We start from the raw sequence: 17571 nt of genomic DNA on the forward strand, positions 1-17571 counted from the left end.
TCTCGCCAACGCGACACAAGCGTCCCCCCCCCCCCCCCCCCCCTCGCACCCCCCCCCCCCCCCCGCGCTCCCCCCCCCCCCCCCCCCCCCCCCCCCCCCCCCGGTACGGGCATTCGGGTGGCACGGCCCGGGCACCGGGGCGGCGCGCCCGTACCGGCACCCGGGCCGTGCCTAACGTGACCGGACCGCCGCCGTCCAGGATCGGAAAGCCGGGAACCGCGATGAATCCGACGCCGCAGACGCCGCACACGCCGCAGACCGACCAGCGGACCAACGGGCACACCGTGAGCGCGCCAGGGCGGGAGGGCGCCGCCGCGGAGCTGCGGGCGGCCGCCGGGGCCGCCGCGGGACCTGGCGCGACCTGGGCCGTCGGGGACCGGGACGGCACCCTGGCGGGCTCGGGCCCCGCCGAGGACCCCGTCGAGGCCGAGGGGCTCGGGCCCGTCCTCGCCCTCTGGCCCGTCATCGGCACCCTGGTGGCCGAGGGCGCCCTGAGCCTGCACACCCCGCTCGCCGCCTACTGCGACGAGGCCACCGGCGGAGCCACCGCCCACCACCTGCTCACCCACGCGGCGGACCACGGCTCCTGCGCCACCCTCGGCGGCATCGCCGAGCACCTGACGGGCCGCCCGCTCGCCGACCTGGCCACCACCCGCGTCTGGCACCCGCTCGGCATGCTCCGCACCGCGCTCACCGGCTCCGGCCGGCTGCACTCGACGGTGGAGGACCTCGGCCGCTTCCTGCGCCACCTGCTCGCCGGCCCGGACCAACCCCTCACCCGCGCCTGGATCACCGAATCACTGCGGATCCGCACCGGTGAACTCACCCCCGCCCGCGGCCTGCTCTGGCACCCGGCGCCCGGCACCGACCACCGGCAGGACACCTGGACGCACCACGGGCCGGGCGGCGCGGACCTGTGGGTCTCCCCGCGGCGCGGTCGCTGGGCGCTGCTGCTCGCACCGACCGCCGACGCGCCGGCCCGCACCGCCTTCCGCACGGCCGCCTTCGACTGAGCCACCCGCACCCGCACCCGCACCCGTCAGCCGCCCGTCGCCCGTCGCCTTCAGCCGAGGGCGGCGCCCAGGCGGGCGGCCAGTTCACCGGTGCGGCGCGGGTCCGGATCGACGGCCGCGCGCAGGTCCGCCAGGTCGGCCAGGACCTCCTCGATCTGCCACGCCGGGCGGCCGGCGGCGAGGAAGACCGTGGTCTCCTCCGCGGCCCGCCGCCACGCGCCGAGCGCGCACAGGACGACGAGCAGGTTCCCCCGGGAGCGGCCGCCGTGCACCCCGAGGGACGCCGCCTCCCGGGCGAACAGGTCCGCGGCCCGGCTCAGCTCGGCGTCCGCGTCCCGGCCCGACAGCCGCAGCACCAGGGCGCGTTCGTAGACGTCCCACGCGCTGTCCGGTGCCAGGGCGAGCGCCCCGTCGAGGTCGGCCAGCGCCCGGACGAGGTCCCCGGTGCGCCGGTGCAGCCGCCCGCGCCAGGCGAGGATCCAGGGGTCCGCCGGGTCCAGCGCGTGCGCCCGGTCGAGTTCCGCCAGCGCCCGGTCCGCGCGCCCCAGGCACCGCAGCGTCTCCCCGCGCCCCGCCCGGGCCCAGGCGTTCGCGGGTTCCAGGGCCAGGGCCGCGTCGAAGTCGGCCAGCGCCTCGGTGTGGCGCCGGGTACGGCGGAGCAGGTGCCCGCGCCGGACCAGCAGCCACGGCGCGTCCGGGCGCAGCCCCAGCGCCGCGCCCAGGTCGGCGAGCGCCTCCTCGAAACGGCCCAGCGACGCCAGGGTGCCCGCCCGCTGGGCCAGCCCCCACACGGAGCGGGGGCGCTCCGCCAACCAGCGGTCGAGGTGGGCCAACGCCTCCTCGTAGCGTCCCAGAGCGTGCAGCGCGGCTCCCCGCCAGGCGCGGATCGATCCGTCGTCCGGGCTCCGCGCGACCGCCGCGTCGAAGTCCGCCATGGCCCGCCCGGCCCGGCCGAGGGCGAGGTGCGCCTGGCCGCGGAAGCACAGCGCCCACGGATCCTCCGGGGCGGCGAGCAGCGCCCGGTCGAGGTCGGCGACCGCCTCCTCGTCCCGGCCCAGGTGGTGGAGGCACCTGCCGCGCTCCACCCAGCCGTGGGTGGCCGCGGGCTCCCGCTCCACGAAGCGGGTCAGGTCGACCAGCGCCGCCTCGTAGCGGCCCGCCAGCAGGTGGGTGGTGCCCCGGCCGTAGTACGCGCGCAGCGCGCCCGGGTCGAGGTCCAGGGCCCGGTCGTAGTCGGCCAGCGCCCGCGCGTCCTGCCCGGAGTTGCGGTGCTCACGGCCCCGCAGGACGTGCGCCAGTACGCGCGAGGGCCCGGCCAGTTCGCGGGCGCCCAGCAGCAGCGTCAGCACCCGGACCCCGCCGCCCCCGTCCTCGCCGTCCGCCGCCTCGCGCAGGGATCGGCCGAGCGCGGCCAGCGCCGGATCGCCGGCGTCCTGTCCGGCGCGCTCCGCGGTCAGGGCGGCCCGGTGCGCCGCGGTGCCGCCCGGGTCGCAGGCGTGCACCAGCGTGTCCAGCGCCCCCGCGAGCGCCGCGACGGGATCCGCGCACAACAGGTGGTACATCTCGCCGAGCCGGTGTTCGCGCCACACCGGGTCCTTCCACAGCTCCCTCGCCCCGGGGCGCCCGCCCTCCCGGACCTCGCGCCACTGCCGCAGCGCACCGGCCAGCCGCAGCTGGTCCGTCCGCCAGCGGGCGGGGGACTGGGCCCGCCGGACCCGCAGCATCGCCGCGCGCACCACGTCGTGGTAGCGGCAGCGGCCGGCCTGGTCGGTGACGAAGGACAGGCCGCGCAGCCAGCCGTACTCCTCGGCCGTGCGCCGCGGCGCCGCGGCGCGGTCGCCCACGGCCACCGCGAACACGTCCTCGTCGAGGTACAGGGGCAGCGCGCAGTCCAGGGCCGTGGCCCGACGCAGCGGATCCGCCTCCCACTTGAGGAAGCGTTCCACCGCGGTGTCGGACGGGTCCTCGACCGCGTCCGGGTGCGTGGGCCGGGCCTGGGCCAGGAGGTCGACCAGGACCGGGAGCCGCCCGGACAGCCGCAGGACCAGGTCGACCACCGGCTCGCGGGTCACCCCGCGGGCCGCGAGCAGGGCCCGCGCCTCCTCCTCGCTGAAGAGGTCCAGGCCCACGGACGCGATCAGTTCCAGCGAGTCGGCCCACCAGCGGGGGGCGAGCCGCCCCTGACCGCAGAGCACCACCTGGACGCTGACCGGCACCGGCCCGTACCGCTCGGCGATCAGCACGTCCCGCAGCCACTCGTCCAGCACCGGCGCGGTGCGCTCGTAGGTGTCGAAGAAGAGCACCACCCACGGCACCCGGCCCGCCACCACCGCGAGGTCCGCGAGGAAGACCGGGGTGAGCACCTGCAAGGGCGAGAGCACCAGTTGGACGTCCTCGCGGCTGCGCAGCCGCGCGCCGAGGGCCAGGCGCAGCCGGTCGGCGCCCTCCGCCACCTGGCGCGGGTCGACGGCCCCGGCGATCGGTCCGAGGCCGGGCACCAGGCCGAGTCCCGCCATCCCGGCCCGGGCGACCAGTTCCCCGGCGATCGACGGGCCGGCCGCCCCGCCGGGGCCGGGCTCGCGCCCGTGCTCCGGCACGGCCGTCTCCGCTTCGTGGCGGCGCAGGTGGTAGGTGGCGAGCAGCTTGTCGAAGCCCTTCAGGGGGAAACCCTGGCGCAGCAGCCGGGCGCTGACGGCCTCCATGGCCTCCAGTACGCCGTGCACCTCGTCCCCGAGGAGGGCGGTGGCCGCCCCGTGGCGCCGGGCGGTGGCCTCCCACTGGCGCAGCAGCGAGGTCTTGCCGACACCGGCCGTACCGTGGACGTGGAAGAGGAACTGGTAGGACGCGTCGTCCGTGCGCCGGGCGAAGTTCTCCTCGAACACCGCCAGTTCCCGGCGCCGTCCGACGAATCCGCCCCGCCGGCGCTGCCGGATGAGCTCCTGCCTGCTGACCGCCCGCTCGTCCATCGGCCCCCGCCCTCGCGTCCCTGGAGGCATGATGCCCTGCCGCGGCGGCCGCGGCAGGGCATCGGGGAGAGTGCTGGGGGTCCGGTCGTAGGGGTGGTGGGGTCAGAGCACCAACGACAGCAGCAGGACGAGGACCAGGCCGACCACGGAGATGATGGTCTCCATCACCGACCAGGTCTTGACGGTCTGGCCGACGGTCATCCCGAAGTACTCCTTCACCAGCCAGAACCCGGCGTCGTTGACGTGGCTGAAGAAGAGGGAGCCGGCGCCGATCGCCAGGACCAGCAGGGCGGTCTGGGTGGTGGGCAGCCCCGCGGCGAGGGGGGCGACCAGACCGGCGGCCGAGATCGTCGCGACCGTCGCGGAGCCGGTGGCCAACCGGATGGCCACGGCGATCAGCCAGGCCAGCAGCAGGGTCGGGATCGACCAGCTCTTCGAGAGGTCCAGGATCATCTGACCGACGCCGGCGTCGATGAGCGTCTGCTTGAAGCCCCCGCCGGCGCCGACGATGAGCAGGATGCCCGCGATCGGTGCGAGGGACTTCTCCACGGTCACCGACAGTCGGGCCCGGGTGAAGCCCGCCGCCCGGCCCAGGGTGAACATGCCCACGATGACGGCCGCGAGCAGGGCGATCAGCGGCGAGCCGATGACGTCGGTGACCTTCTGCACGGCATTGGCCTTGTCGTCGACCACGATGTCGACGAGCGCCTTCACCAGCATCAGGGCCACCGGCAGCAGCACGGTGGCCACCGTCGCACCGAACCGCGGACGGTGCTCGCGGTCCACGGGGGCGGCGGACGGCCCGGTCGTCAGCTGCTCGGGGGCCTGGATGTCCACCCACCGGGCGGCGTACCGGGAGAACAGCGGGCCGGCGATGATCACGGTCGGGATCGCGACGACCACCCCGAGCGCGAGCGTGACGCCGAGGTTGGCGTGCAGCGCGTCGATCGCGACCAGCGGGCCGGGGTGCGGCGGGATCAGACCGTGCATCACCGAGAGCCCGGCCAGCGCCGGGATGCCGATCCGCATCAGGGAGTAGTTGCCCCGCCGGGCCACCAGCAGCACCACCGGGATCAGCAGCACGATGCCGACCTCGAAGAAGAGCGGAAGCCCGATCACGGACGCGATCAGCACCATGGCCCAGGGCATCGCCCGGCCCTTGGCCCGGGCGAGGATGGTGTCGACGATCTCGTCCGCGCCCCCGGAGTCGGCGAGCAGTTTGCCGAGGATCGCGCCGAGCGCGATCAGTACGCCGACCCCCGCCACGGTGGAGCCGAGGCCCGCGGTGAAGCTGGTGATGGTCTTGTCGAGGGGGGCGCCCGCGAGGACCCCGAGGGCCAGCGACCCGATGGTCAGCGCCAGGAAGGCGTGCATCTTGAGGCGGGTGATGAGCAGGACGATCAGGGCGATGCCCGCGAGGACGGCGATGCCCAGCCGCGCGTTGCCCGCCGAGGTGATCGGGGCGGCGGCCGCTGCCAGAGTCTCGACGCTGAGACTGGTCACGGTGACGGTTCCTTAGTGTTCGGGGCGGGTGGGGGCGGGGGAGCCGGGACGGACCGACCGCAGGGCGGCCAGCGCCCGCGCGGTGATCTCCTCGGGGGAACCGCAGACGTCGACGGCGACGCCCGCTTCGTCCTCTTGGAGCGGTTCGAGGGTGGCGAACTGCGAATCCAGCAGCGTGGTCGGCATGAAGTGGCCGGTGCGCGCGGCCATCCTGCTTTCGATCAGCGGGCGTTCACCGGTGAGGTGGACGAAGACGGCGCCGGGCGCGGCGGCGCGCAACCGGTCCCGGTAGGCGCGCTTGAGCGAGGAGGCGGAGACCACCCCGCCCCGGTCGCCGCGGCAGCGGGCCCATTCGCCGATGGCGTCGAGCCAGGGCCACCGGTCGGCGTCGTCCAGGGGGACGCCGGACGCCATCTTCGCGACGTTGGCCGCCGGGTGGAAGGCGTCGCCCTCCGCGTAGGGCAGGGCGAGCGCGGTGGCGAGCAGCTGCCCCACGGTCGTCTTGCCCGTGCCGGCCACGCCCATCACCACGATGACGCGCGCGGTGCTCACTCCGTAGCCCATGGGGGTACCTCGCTGTTCTCGGCGATGTCCTCATCGACATCTGCCCCCACTGAAACCTATTAAGTAGTACTTATTCAAGGGTTCATCGGTAAAACATCACATCTTTTGAAACCCCTGGTCACGGCGGTGGGCGCCCCGGGGCACCCCGTACGCTTGGGCCATGACAACCGAGGGCGGCCCCGCGCAGGGGCTCCACGCACATGTGCTCGACGCCCTCGGCCTCGCCATCACCGCGGGTGAGCACCCTCCGGGCAGCGTCCTGCGCACCGACGAGGTGGCCCGGGAGTTCGGCGCCTCGCGCACCGTCGTCCGCGAGGTGGTCCGGGTGCTGGAATCCATGGCCCTGGTCGAGTCCCGCCGCCGCGTCGGCGTCACCGTCCGCCCGACCGAGGAGTGGAACGTCTACGACCCGCGGGTGATCCGCTGGCGCCTCGCGGGCGCCGACCGGCCCCGCCAGCTGCGGTCGCTGACCGTGCTGCGCTCGGCGGTCGAGCCCGTGGCCGCGGGTCTCGCCGCCGTGCGGGCCACGCCCGAGCAGTGCGCGGCGCTCACCGAAGCGGCCCTCGGCATGGTCCGCACCTCGCGCGGACACCAGCTGGACGGCTACCTCCACCACGACGTCGCGTTCCACCGGATCGTGCTGAACGCCTCCGGCAACGAGATGTTCGCGCGGCTGGGCGACGTCGTCGCCGAGGTGCTGACCGGGCGCACCGAGCACGCGGTGATGTTCCCCGACCCGGACCCGGCCGCCGTCACCCTGCACGTGCGGGTGGCCGAGGCGGTACGGGAGCGGGACGCGGCCCGCGCCGAGGCGCTGACCCGGGAGATCGCCGTCGGGGCGCTGGAGGAGCTGGACGTGCTCGCCCCCTGAGTCGGAGGGGGCCCGTCCGCACCGCTGATCGGCGTACCGGCACCGCGTGTCGTTGGCCCAACTCGCTGATCCGGCGGCGACATTCCCGTTTTCGATCTTGATTGCCCCCTCGCCCGGGAGATGCTCCCCTGGCTTCGGCCGAAGCACATGATCGTTCCGTTCGGCAAAGGGGTACGCACATGAGGTCCACAGCGAGATCCGGACGAAGGGCCCGCCTGGCCGGTGGCCTCGTGCTGCCGGTGGCCGTCGCGCTCGGGGGGTTCACGGCGCCCGCGGTCGCCGCGGCGGCCACGTGCGACAAGCACCCCCGCAGCGCCGCGGCCCAGCCCGGCACCGACCGCCACTGCCCGGGTCCGATGGGCCCCCAGGGCCCTCAGGGTCCGCCGGGCGCCAAGGGCGCCAAGGGTGATCGGGGGGCTCCGGGTCTCCCCGGTCCCAAGGGCGCCACCGGCGCGACAGGAGCGGCCGGCGCGCTCGGCCGCACGGGCGACCCGGGGCCGAAGGGCGATCCCGGGCGCCCCGGCGACGGCGGCCCGGCCGGGCCGCAGGGCCAGCAGGGCCCGGCCGGTCCCGCGGGACCTCCGGGTCGTCAGGGGCTGCCGGGCTTCCCCGGCGCCGGCGGGCCGCAGGGCCTGGCCGGCCCGCCCGGCCTCCAGGGTCCGCCCGGGCCCCGCGGGCCGGTGGGTCCGCTGGGTCCGGTGGGTCCGCAAGGGATCGCGGGGCCCATGGGGCCGTGCCGCGCGGTGGACTCCCAGATGCCCAACAACTCCGAGGAGTTCGCCCTCGTGCTGAAGGACGCCAAGACCTACCTCGGGCGGCGCGGCCGGGACGAGACGGGTGCCTGGGGCGACTTCGCGTGGACGGACCTGACGGTGGCGCCGGTCACCGGTTACCCGGCGAACGTGTGTGCGGTGTCCCTGGCCATCAACGGCAATGACCTGAAGATCAAGGCGCTGACGGAGGACGGCACGCTCTACCACACGCACTGCGAGACCAACGGGCGGACCGTCAACTGCCGGGCCGCCTGGGCCGCGGTCTTCCCGCAGCCCTCGCCGGGCCGGGCCGCCTGACGGTCCGCCCCGGCCCGGCCCCGGCGCCGGGCCGGGGGGACCGCGGGCCGCCCGGTCGTTCGCGGTCCCGCCGGGTCCCGCGGTGGGTCACACTGTTCCCCGTGCTGGCACAAGCCGATGGGCCCCAGGGCGGGCCCGCTTCCTTCGTCGGACGACACAGTGAACTGGCCGCGCTCGAACGCGCTCTGGGCGTGCACCGGTTGGTGACCCTGACCGGACCGGGTGGCGTCGGCAAGAGCCGCCTGGCCCGGCAGGTCCTGGCGCGCCGTAGCGGGCGGGACGCCGGCGGGGCCGCGGACGCGCCCGCCGGCGGCCGGCGCGGACGCCGGCGTTCCATCCGTTCCGCCGTCCCGCCCGGCCCGTCGCCCACCACCGCGGTGGACGGCGGCGGGGCGGGGGACTTCCCGGACGGGGTGCACTGGGCCGATCTGTCCCCCGTCGCCGACGCGCTGTTGCTCGCCGACGCCGTCGCCGACGCGCTCGGCCTGGCCGACCACACCTCCCGCTCCCTCGTCGACGCCGTCGGCGAGTGGATCGGCGAGCGCCGCCTGCTGCTCGTACTCGACTGCTGCGAACACCTGGTGCCCGCCGTACGCACCCTCGCCCGCGAATTCCTCGCCGCCGCCCCGCACGTCGTGCTGCTGCTCACCAGTCGCCAGCCGCTCGGGCTGCCCGCGGAACACGTCATGGAGATCGGCCCGCTCCCGTACGCCGAGGGGGCCGAGGACGCGCTCGCCCTCTTCCTGGCCCGGGCCGCCGAGGCCGCGCCCCGCGCCGCCGCCACCCCCTGGTCCGAGGGCCGGCTCGCCGCCGCCCGGTCCATCTGCGTGCGCCTCCAGGGGGTACCCCTCGCGCTGGAACTCGCCGCGGCCCAGCTGACCGACCACACCGTCGAGGAACTCGCCGACCGGCTGGCCCGTCGGATCGGCGCCCTGGCCACCGGCCGCCCCGTCCAGCCGCCGCGCCACCGCGCGCTGCGCACGGCCATCGGCTGGAGCCACGAGTGGTGCGAGCCGCGCGAACGCCTGCTCTGGCTGCGGCTGTCCGTCTTCGGCGGGCCCTTCGACGAGGCGGCGGCCCGCGCCGTCTGCTCCGCCGAACCGCTCACCGAGGCGGACGTGGCGCCGCTGCTCGACGCACTGGTCGCCAAGTCCGTCGTACGGCGCGGCGGCGACGGCTCGTACCGGATGCTCGACGCGATCCGCGAGTACGGCGCGATGTGGCTGGAGGAGGTCGGCGAACAGGACGTGCTGCGGACCCGGCACGCCGTCCACTTCCTCGCCCTGGTGCGCCGGGCCGAGCGCGACTGGCTCGGACCCGGCCAGCGCGCCGGCTACCGGCGGGTCGGCGCGGCGCACGGGGACGTCTGCGCGGCCCTGGACTACTCCCTGGTCGCCGAGCCGGCCCGGGCCCTCGACCTGGCGGGTCGGGTCGGCTTCTTCTGGGCCTGCTGCGGGTACCTGCACGCCGCCCGCGCCTATCTGGAGCGCACCCTGGCCGCCGCGCGCCCCGAAGCGGTCAGCCGTGCGGTGCGGGTGCGCGCCCTGTGGGCCCTCGGGGTCGTCCTGCTGCTGCAGGGCGAGAAGGAGGCCGCGCACCAACTCGCCGTCGGCTGCGAAGCCCTGGCCATGGCACCGGGTGAACTCCACGGCGCCCCGGAGGAGGATCCGGACGGCGATCCGCGCCTCGCCCTGGACGCCGCGTACCTGCTGGGTCTGAGCCACCTCCTGGACGGTCGGCCGCTCGCGGCGCGCATCGTCGCCGAGAACGCCCTCGACGCGGCCCCCGGCACCCCCTTCGACTCCCCGGCCCGCCTGCGCTGCCACCTCGTCCGCGTCTTCGCCCTCACCGGGATGGGCCTGTTCACCGATGCCCGAGCCGAGGCGGAACTGCTGCGCGCCGGGTGCGCCGCCCGGGAGGAGCACTGGACCCGGGCCTACGCCGACTACCAACTCTCCCTGATCTGCCTGCTGGAGAGCCGTCCGGACGAATCCGCCGCGCACGCCCGCGCGATGCTGGAGAGCAAACGCGAACTGGGCGACAGCTTCGGCACCGCGCTCGGCCTGGACCTGCTCGCCGCCGCCCGCGCGGCCCAGGGCGACGGCCTCGGCGCCGCCCGGGCCTACGGCACCGGCCACGCCTACTGGCAGGCGGTCGGCCACCCGCAGCGCGGCACGCCCGAGCTCAAGGCCGTGCGCGAGGAGTACGAGCGCACCGCGCGCGGGGCCCTGGGCGACCGGGCCTACGAGGACGCCTTCCTGGAAGGCGTCCGGCACGGCCAGTCCCTGCGGGCCCGACCGCACCGGCGCGAAACCTGAGCTCTTCCAGGCCGAACAATCGTTCCCGGCCACGGCGTCGGACCCCGCGCGCGTGTGCCTTGTCCGGGTGCGCGTGCGGTGCGATCCTTCCGCCAAGGCGCTCGCCGTGCCGCCCGATCGTGGGGCGCGGCCCGTGAAGGAAGCGCGGCCGACCGCCCGGACCGTCCGACCGCGCGACCCGGTGACTCCCCCCGCTCCGGTCCGCGACCAACGATCAGTGAACGGATGCCCACGTGACGAACCCCTATACGCGGCTGGCCGTCGCCGCTGCCGAGTGGGACGACCTCCATCCCCGCCTGGCACCCGTGGCGTTACGCCAACTCGCGCTCCTGCTGGCCTCGTTACGCCTGGCCAGTGGCGAAGTGGCCGAGCGTGCGGCCCTGCTGGCCGCCCGGCTGCTGGGTGAGCAGCTGCCGGACCGCTTCCCCGGCGAGAGCCGACTGGCCCCGGCCGCCTCCGCTTCGAGCGCCGGACACCGCGGTTTCATCGCGGACGACCTGGCCGTCCTCGTCCTCGACGGGCACCGCATGGTCGGTCCGGTCCTGGGCGAACTGCGCGACCGACTGCTCGCCGAGCCGGCCATCGGCGACGCGGAGGTGCTGGAGGGCGGCTGCGACCCCTACGCGCCGGGCCTCATCCGGCTGCGCGCGGCGGGCGGCTCGGTCCGGCTGCCGGTCTTCCAGTTCGCCGCCGACGGGCAGCCCGTCGCCGTGGTCCGCGAGGTGAACCGACTGCTGGACGCGGACCACGACCCCTGGGGCGCCGCGATGTGGTGGCTCTCGCCGAACGCCTGGCTGGACGAGCCGCCCGTAGGGCTGATCGGCGGCCCCGCGGAACAACAGCTCCTGGTGGCGGCCGGGTTGCCGACCGAGGGGTGACGGCCGAAGCCCGGCCCCGGCGTGCGGGGTCGGGCGTGCGGGTCGGAGGTGCGGGGGCGGCCTCCGGTGTCAGGACCCCTTGGTCTCGCCCGCGCCGCTGGCCGCCGTGGCGAACTGGGTCCGGTACAGCTCCTCGTAGCGCCCGCCCACGGCCAACAGCTCGGCATGGGTGCCGCGTTCCACGATCCGGCCCTCCTCGACGACCAGGATCTGGTCCGCCGCCTGGACGGTGGACAACCGGTGCGCGATCACCACGGCCGTCCGCCCCGCGAGCGCCTCGCCCAGCGCCTCCTGCACGGCCGCCTCGGAGGTGGAGTCCAGGTGCGCCGTCGCCTCGTCGAGGATCACCACCCGCTGGCGGGCCAGCAACAGCCGTGCGATGGTCAGGCGTTGGCGCTCACCACCGGAGAGCCGGTAGCCGCGCTCACCGACCACGGTGTCCAGGCCGTCCGGCAGGGAGGCGACCAGCCCGTCCAGCCGGGAGCGGCGCAGCGCCTCCCAGACCTCCTCCTCGGTGGCCTGCGGCCGGGCCAGCAGCAGGTTCGCCCGCACCGATTCGTGGAAGAGGTGCCCGTCCTGGGTGACCATGCCGAGGGTGTCGCGGATCGAGTCGGCGCTCAGGTCGCGCACGTCGACCCCGTTCAGTCGGACCGCGCCCGCCTCGGCGTCGTACAGCCGCGGCAGCAGCTGCGCGATGGTGGACTTCCCGGCGCCGGACGAGCCCACCAGGGCGATCATCTGTCCCGCCTCGGCGCGGAAGGAGATCTCGTGCAGCACCTGGGTGCCGCCCCGGGTGTCCAGGGTCGCCACCTCCTCCAGGGAGGCGAGCGAGACCTTGTCGGCGGACGGGTAGCCGAAGGAGACCTTGTCGAACTCCACCGTCACCGGGCCCCGCGGCACCTCCCGGGCGTCGGGCTTCTCGGCGATCAGCGGTTCGAGGTCGAGGATCTCGAAGACCCGTTCGAAGCTGACCAGTGCGCTCATCACCTCGACCCGCGCTCCGGCGAGCGCGGTCAGTGGTGCGTACAGCCGGGTCAGCAGGAGGGCCAGCGCCACCACGGAACCGGCGTTCAGGGTGCCGCGCAGCGCGTAGTACCCGCCGAGCCCGTAGACCAGGGCCAGCGCGAGCGCCGAGACCAGGGTGAGGGCGGTGATGAAGGCGGACTGGGCGACCGCGGTACGGATCCCGATGTCGCGCACCCGCGCCGCCCGGGCCGCGAACTCGGCCGACTCGTCGGCGGGCCGCCCGAAGAGCTTGACCAGGGTCGCGCCGGGTGCGGAGAACCGCTCCGTCATCTGGGTGCCCATCGAGGCGTTCAGGGCGGCGGCCTCGCGCTGCATCCGCGCCATGCGGGCGCCCGTGCGCCGCGCCGGGATCACGAAGAGCGGCAGCAGCACCAGTGCGAGCAGGGTGATCTGCCAGGAGATGCTCAGCATGACGGCCAAGGTCAGCAGGAGGGTCACGGTGTTGCCGACCACCCCGGAGAGGGTGTTGCTGAACGCCCGCTGCGCGCCGATGACGTCGTTGTTGAGGCGGCTGACCAGGGCCCCGGTCCTCGTCCGGGTGAAGAAGGCGACCGGCATCCGTTGCACGTGGTCGAAGACCGCCGTGCGCAGGTCCAGGATCAGCCCCTCGCCGAGGGTGGCCGACAGCTTCCGGGTGAAGAGGCCGAGGGCCGCCTCCACCACCGCGATGGTGGCGATGAGCAGGGCGAGCCGGGTGACCGTGGCGCTCTCCCGGCCGCCGACGATGGCCTCGACGACCCGGCTGGCGAGCACCGGGGTGGCCACCGCGAGCAGTGCCGTGACGATGCTCAGCACCAGGAAGAGCAGCAGCCCGCGACGGTGCGGCCGGGCGAAGGCGACGACCCGCCGCAGGCTCTCGCGGGTGGGTGCCCGGCGCTCCTGCTGGGCGTTGAGCGCGTTGTGCAGCGAGGACCAGGCGGTCATTTCCATAGACATGCGAGGAACTCTAGGACCTCAATCAAACTTGAGGTCAATGACCGGTGGAGAGCCGTTGTTCCGTACCCCCGTGGGCTGTCGGTGCCCGGTGGCATCATCGGGACATGAATCCGGATCCCGCGGTCAGCGTGCTCCACCGCTTTCGCCGATGGGCGGGGGAGGCCCCCGGGGCGCCCGCCGTCGTCAGTGGCACGGCCGTCCTCGACTACGGGGCGTTGGACCGCGACTCCGGCCGCCTGGCGGGCCACCTGCTCGCCGCCGGCCTGGAGCCCGGGAGCGTCGTGGCCATCGCCACCGCGGACCGGCCGGAGGCCGTGACCGCGCTGCTCGCCGTGCTCAAGGCGGGCGGCGCCTACGTCCTCCTCGATCCGGACGAGCCCGCCGCGGCGCGGCGCCAGCTGGCGCAGGCCCCGCCCTTCCTGCTGCTCACGCGCAGCGCGCAGCTGGCCTTCCTCGACGAGGGGAGCGGCCGGCGCGTCATCTGTCTCGACACCGAGGCGCCGCGGATCGCCGCTCGGCCGGTGGAGACGGCTGCTGCGGGCGACCCCGCCGGCGCCGACCCGGCCGCGTTCGTCCTGACCGGGGGTGCGCGGGCGCGCGCGGTGCGGATCGACCACGCCCGGCTGCTCGCCGCCCACGACGGCTGGGCCGAGATCGCCGGCTTCACTCCCGAGGACCGGCACCTGATCACCGCCCGCCCCGACCTCGGCGGGTTCGCCACCGGTTGGACCCGGGCGCTGTGTTCCGGTGGAGCCCTGGTGCTGCCGGACCGCTCGTCCGCGTCCCGGGAGGAGCTGCGCCGCCTGATCCGCGACGAGCGGGTCTCCGTCGTCCACACCGACCCCGGGTCCGCGCACCGGGTGTTCACCGCCGGGGACGGCGCGCGCAACCCGGGCCGCGCGCCCGACCCCGACACGTGGTCCGTCCGCCTGGTCACGGTCACCGGGGACCGGCTCTACCTCGATGAACAGACCTCCCTGCACGCCCTGCTGCGCCCGGGCGCCCGCCTGTTCAACGTCTACGGCACGGCCGAGACCGCGGGGGTCGGCACGTGGTTCGAGCTCCCCATGCTGGCGCGCCCGGTGGTCGGGCCCGAGGGCCTCAGCCTGCTCGGCGTCCCCTTTCCCGGCTGCCGGGTGGAGCTGGTGGCCGGCGAGGTCCGGCTCACCCCGCCGGACGGTGGCGCGGCCGTCGCCACCGGGGACCTCGCCCGGCTCCGTGAGGACGGGCTGCTGGAATTCGCCGGCCGACAGCGGGACCGGGTGGTGATCGGCCGCCGGACCCTGGACACCTACCGGATCGAGTCCCTCCTGCGCGGCCATCCCCGGATCGGCGGGGCGCTGGTGCGGGAGATACCGGACGGGGCGCTCGACGCGGCACCCGGCGGGAAGCCCGGCGAGAAGCGCCACGGCTCCGTGCCGGGTCGTCTCGTCGCGTACGTCGCCCCGCCGGCCTACGCCGAGGCCCTGGGGGAGGCCGACGAGGAGCTGCCGGATGCCGTGGCCGTCGGCCGGCACCTGGCCGAAGCGCTGCCCGCGCAGGAGATACCCCGCACGGTGGTCCGGCTGCGCGCCCTGCCCCGCGACCGCTCGGGCCGGGAGGACCGCGGGGCCCTCCCGCTGCCGGTGGCACCGGGCTCCGCGCGGACCGCCCGCGGCTCGGGCAAGTACACCGCTTCCGGCGGCGAGGTGACCCCCTCGTGCGCGGTCGGCTGCGCGGCCGTGCCCCTCGCCCTGATCGCCGCGTCCCTGACCGGGATCCTCTGGCCCGGCTCGACCGACCTCAGCGGGGTCCCCGGCGGTTACGCGAACCTGTTCTTCGTCCTGTACGTCTTCGAATGGCTGTCCTTCGGCTTCGGCGTGGTGTTCCTCCTCGCGGGTCGTCGCCGGACGCTCGGACAGGGGCGGGGCCGCGCCCTCGGGACGGCCGCGCACCTGGCGATCACCTACCTGCTGGTGTCCTGGTGGCCCCAGGACAACCTGTACCGGCTCGCCGCCAAGCAGGACTGGCCCCGACAGGCCGCCCTCGTCTACGCCTTCAACGTCCCGCTGATGATCGCCGCCGGGATCGTCGCCCTCTACGCCGTCCGCCGACCCCGCGCGGAGGGGGCCGCCGGCTCCTGAGCGCCTTCGCCGAACATCGCCCCGACGGCCGCCGCCCGGGCGCGCACCAGTGCCTCGGCCGCGTCCAGCGCCTCCCGGGTGTGCGCGGCCACCAGGACCCCCAGCCAGGGGACCGGGTCGAAGGCCGCGGTCGCGATGGCCGGGACGAAGACGGCGTCGAGGTCCGCGCAGCCGCGGGCCAGCGCGGCACACAGCTCCCCGGCCATGGCCTCGGGCAGCCGGGCCCCCAGCTCGACCCGGTCCATGATCCGTACCAGGTGGTCCCCGCCGCGCAGTTCGTCGAGCCGGGCCTTGACGACGAAGGCCGCGGAGGGTCCCGTCAGCCGCAGGTTCGTCTCGGTCGGCGCGAGGCGCCCCTGCCCGGCGCCGACGAAGTCCACGTCGAACCAGCCCCGGTACCCCGCCGCGGCCAGCTCGCGGCCCACCGCGCCTCCGAAGGCCGACAGCGCCTCCCGTGCCCTGTCGGGGACCACTCCCGGCCCGACCGTGGCCCCGCGGTAGCCGGTGTCCACCACGTCCATCACCGCCGCGCCCACCGGGTGGACGCGGCCCGCGGCGTCCACGAAGGCGTCGTACGTCAGGTCGCGCACCGGCGCCCGCGGGTCGTGCGCGTACTCCTCGGCGAGCAGCGGTCCGCGCGGCAGCCCGCGCAGCGCCGCCAGGGCCCCGCCCGCCGCGCGCACGCGCTCCGGCGTGAGCACCCGCGTGCCCGAACCCCCCACCCCGTGCTCCGACTTGAGCACGGTGGCGAGACCGGCCCGGGCCCGCGCCGCCACCAGGCGGGCCGCGGCCCATCGGTTGCGCGGCCGCCACTGCCGGGGGACCAGCACGTCCGGGTGACCGCCCGCCCGCACGATCCCGGTGAACAAGGCGTGCGAGGCCGCCTTCGATTCGTAGCGCAGCACCTCGGGGCGCCACGGCCCGCCCCCGGCCAGCCGGGCGAAGTCCGGGCTCTGCCCCCACGGCACCAGCACCGCCCCCGATCCGGTCAACTGGGCGGCGAGCGCGGGCCGCGCCCCCACGGCGGCCGACAGCGAGCGGTGGTCGGGCGCCAGCCCGTCGTGGACCGCCACCCGCGGCCAGTCCAGTTGCCGCGCGACCTGCTCCACCCACCAGGCGGGCACCGGCCGGGGCAGGACCAGCGCGGCGGGGCGGGGACCGTAGAAGGCGGCGAGAGCGGCGTAGTGGTGCGCGGCGAGCTGCTCGCGGTCCAGGGAGGCGTCACCGAACTGCGCGTTGTACTCGGCCACGTTGCCGAGGTGCACCGCGGGCCGGTCCCCGGTCCAGACCGCCACCCAGGGCGCGGCCCCGTCGAGCCGCACCTCGAAGCGCACCAGCCCCGCCGCCGGTGCGCCACCGGCCGGACGGGCCCCCATCGCCCGGTAGAACCCGGCGGCGTGCGGGTCGGCCTCGATCACCAGTGCCCGGCAGCCCAGTTCGCGGGCCCGGCGCACCGCGTCCCGGTACAGCAGCCGGCCCACCCCGCGGCCGATGGCCGACGGTTCCACGAAGAGCAGCCCCAGCTCGGCCACGGGCGGGCTCCCTTCGAGCGTGGCGACGCCGAGCAGCTCCGGGCGTGACCCGGTCGCCTCGGCGACCACGACCCGGCGCGCCCCGACCTCCTCGGCCCGGATCGCCAACTCCGACGCGCAGGAGGCCAGGAACTCCTGGTCGTACCCCCAGTGCGCCTTCGACCGCAGCGCCAGCGCGCCGAGCGCCGCCGCCTCGTCCGGCCGGGCGGCCCGTACCCGCACCCGCACCACCTCCCGAACCATTCGTGCCTCCCCGTCCCCGGCCGGAACGGCCGTGCGATAGTTTTCCCTTCCCCACGCGGCTCCTCGCATCCCCTTTCCACCCACGCGGAGAACAGGCCCCTCAATGAGCGACATCATCAACGGACTCGGCCGCACCAGCGCCTTCGGCGCCCTCGGCCTGGTGCTGCTGATCCTCGGCATCGTCCTGGTGGACGTGCTGACCCCCGGTGCGCTCCGCAAGCAGATCTGGGAGGAGCGCAACCGCAACGCGGCCCTGCAGCTCAGCTCGGCCCTGCTCGGCGTCGGCGGGATCGTGTTCACCTCGATCTGGACCACCTACGACGACTTCGGCAAGGGTCTGCTGAACACCGCCGCCTTCGGCGTGCTCGGCCTGGTCCTGATGGGGCTGGCCTTCCTGGTCCTGGACGTCTTCACCCCCGGCAAGCTCGGCGCGATCGTGGTCGACCCGCAGCCGCACCCGGCCGTCTGGGTCACCGCCTCCTGCAACCTCGCGGTCGCGGCCATCGTGGCGGCCTCGATCTCCTGACC

Annotated in this window: 12 protein-coding genes; 7 read left to right on the forward strand and 5 right to left on the reverse strand. The window is 75.6% G+C overall.

The genetic code is table 11. The features are described from left to right. The first annotated feature begins 221 nt into the window (after positions 1-221). Positions 222-1013 carry a serine hydrolase gene (locus ACZ4UB_RS02980; protein ID WP_468067869.1) on the forward strand — a complete coding sequence of 264 codons (792 nt, stop codon included), beginning with the start codon at positions 222-224 and terminating at the stop codon, positions 1011-1013. A 50-nt stretch (positions 1014-1063) separates the two neighbouring features. Here the strand turns inward: ACZ4UB_RS02980 and ACZ4UB_RS02985 are convergent, their stop codons facing one another. The 3 genes from ACZ4UB_RS02985 to ACZ4UB_RS02995 form a co-directional block, all read right to left on the reverse strand. Beyond that, a complete protein-coding gene (locus ACZ4UB_RS02985; RefSeq protein WP_468067870.1) occupies positions 1064-3979 on the reverse strand; it encodes a tetratricopeptide repeat protein in 2916 nt (971 codons plus the stop codon). Positions 3980-4081: 102 nt separating this feature from the next. Next, positions 4082-5482: a GntT/GntP/DsdX family permease gene (locus tag ACZ4UB_RS02990; protein WP_468067871.1), complete on the reverse strand. Its 1401-nt coding sequence runs from the start codon at positions 5480-5482 to the stop codon at positions 4082-4084. Between the two features lie 12 nt (positions 5483-5494). Next, on the reverse strand, positions 5495-6034 hold the full coding sequence (locus ACZ4UB_RS02995; RefSeq protein ID WP_467956317.1) for a gluconokinase: 540 nt from the start codon (positions 6032-6034) through the stop codon (positions 5495-5497). 172 nt (positions 6035-6206) lie between these two features. Between ACZ4UB_RS02995 and ACZ4UB_RS03000 the strand changes: the two genes are divergently transcribed. From ACZ4UB_RS03000 to ACZ4UB_RS03015, 4 genes are all read left to right on the forward strand, one after another. Then, positions 6207-6917, forward strand: a complete 711-nt coding sequence (locus ACZ4UB_RS03000; RefSeq protein WP_468067872.1) for a FadR/GntR family transcriptional regulator — start codon at positions 6207-6209, stop codon at positions 6915-6917. 179 nt (positions 6918-7096) lie between these two features. Further along, a complete protein-coding gene (locus ACZ4UB_RS03005; RefSeq protein WP_468067873.1) occupies positions 7097-7987 on the forward strand; it encodes a hypothetical protein in 891 nt (296 codons plus the stop codon). A 101-nt stretch (positions 7988-8088) separates the two neighbouring features. After that, complete coding sequence (locus ACZ4UB_RS03010; protein ID WP_468067874.1) at positions 8089-10305, forward strand: ATP-binding protein; 2217 nt, start codon at positions 8089-8091, stop codon at positions 10303-10305. A 233-nt stretch (positions 10306-10538) separates the two neighbouring features. Then, the gene (locus tag ACZ4UB_RS03015) at positions 10539-11183 is read left to right on the forward strand and encodes a hypothetical protein (RefSeq protein WP_468067875.1); all 645 of its coding nucleotides are present in this window, start codon (positions 10539-10541) and stop codon (positions 11181-11183) included. A gap of 69 nt (positions 11184-11252) precedes the next feature. On the opposite strand, the gene ACZ4UB_RS03020 is transcribed toward ACZ4UB_RS03015, so the two are convergent. Further along, positions 11253-13145 carry an ABC transporter ATP-binding protein gene (locus ACZ4UB_RS03020; RefSeq protein ID WP_468067876.1) on the reverse strand — a complete coding sequence of 631 codons (1893 nt, stop codon included), beginning with the start codon at positions 13143-13145 and terminating at the stop codon, positions 11253-11255. A gap of 104 nt (positions 13146-13249) precedes the next feature. Between ACZ4UB_RS03020 and ACZ4UB_RS03025 the strand changes: the two genes are divergently transcribed. Next, positions 13250-15268 (forward strand): AMP-binding protein, encoded by a 2019-nt coding sequence (locus ACZ4UB_RS03025; protein WP_468067878.1) that lies wholly within the window; start codon positions 13250-13252, stop codon positions 15266-15268. On the opposite strand, the gene ACZ4UB_RS03030 is transcribed toward ACZ4UB_RS03025, so the two are convergent. After that, positions 15223-17043 carry a GNAT family N-acetyltransferase gene (locus ACZ4UB_RS03030; RefSeq protein WP_468067879.1) on the reverse strand — a complete coding sequence of 607 codons (1821 nt, stop codon included), beginning with the start codon at positions 17041-17043 and terminating at the stop codon, positions 15223-15225. The genes ACZ4UB_RS03025 and ACZ4UB_RS03030 overlap by 46 nt on opposite strands. A gap of 103 nt (positions 17044-17146) precedes the next feature. On the opposite strand from ACZ4UB_RS03030, the gene ACZ4UB_RS03035 reads away from it, so the two are divergent. Continuing rightward, the gene (locus ACZ4UB_RS03035) at positions 17147-17569 is read left to right on the forward strand and encodes a DUF350 domain-containing protein (RefSeq protein WP_468067880.1); all 423 of its coding nucleotides are present in this window, start codon (positions 17147-17149) and stop codon (positions 17567-17569) included. Positions 17570-17571 lie beyond the last annotated feature (2 nt).

The organism is Streptomyces sp. NPDC028419, from assembly GCF_055565515.1.

Coding starts and splice junctions, on each gene's coding strand:
- ACZ4UB_RS02980 (WP_468067869.1), top strand. CDS start 222: ATGAATCCGACGCCGCAGACGCCGCACACGCCGCAGACCGACCAGCGG.
- ACZ4UB_RS03005 (WP_468067873.1), top strand. CDS start 7,097: ATGAGGTCCACAGCGAGATCCGGACGAAGGGCCCGCCTGGCCGGTGGC.
- ACZ4UB_RS03000 (WP_468067872.1), top strand. CDS start 6,207: ATGACAACCGAGGGCGGCCCCGCGCAGGGGCTCCACGCACATGTGCTC.
- ACZ4UB_RS03025 (WP_468067878.1), top strand. CDS start 13,250: ATGAATCCGGATCCCGCGGTCAGCGTGCTCCACCGCTTTCGCCGATGG.
- ACZ4UB_RS03035 (WP_468067880.1), top strand. CDS start 17,147: ATGAGCGACATCATCAACGGACTCGGCCGCACCAGCGCCTTCGGCGCC.
- ACZ4UB_RS03020 (WP_468067876.1), bottom strand. CDS start 13,145: ATGTCTATGGAAATGACCGCCTGGTCCTCGCTGCACAACGCGCTCAAC.
- ACZ4UB_RS03030 (WP_468067879.1), bottom strand. CDS start 17,043: ATGGTTCGGGAGGTGGTGCGGGTGCGGGTACGGGCCGCCCGGCCGGAC.
- ACZ4UB_RS02985 (WP_468067870.1), bottom strand. CDS start 3,979: ATGGACGAGCGGGCGGTCAGCAGGCAGGAGCTCATCCGGCAGCGCCGG.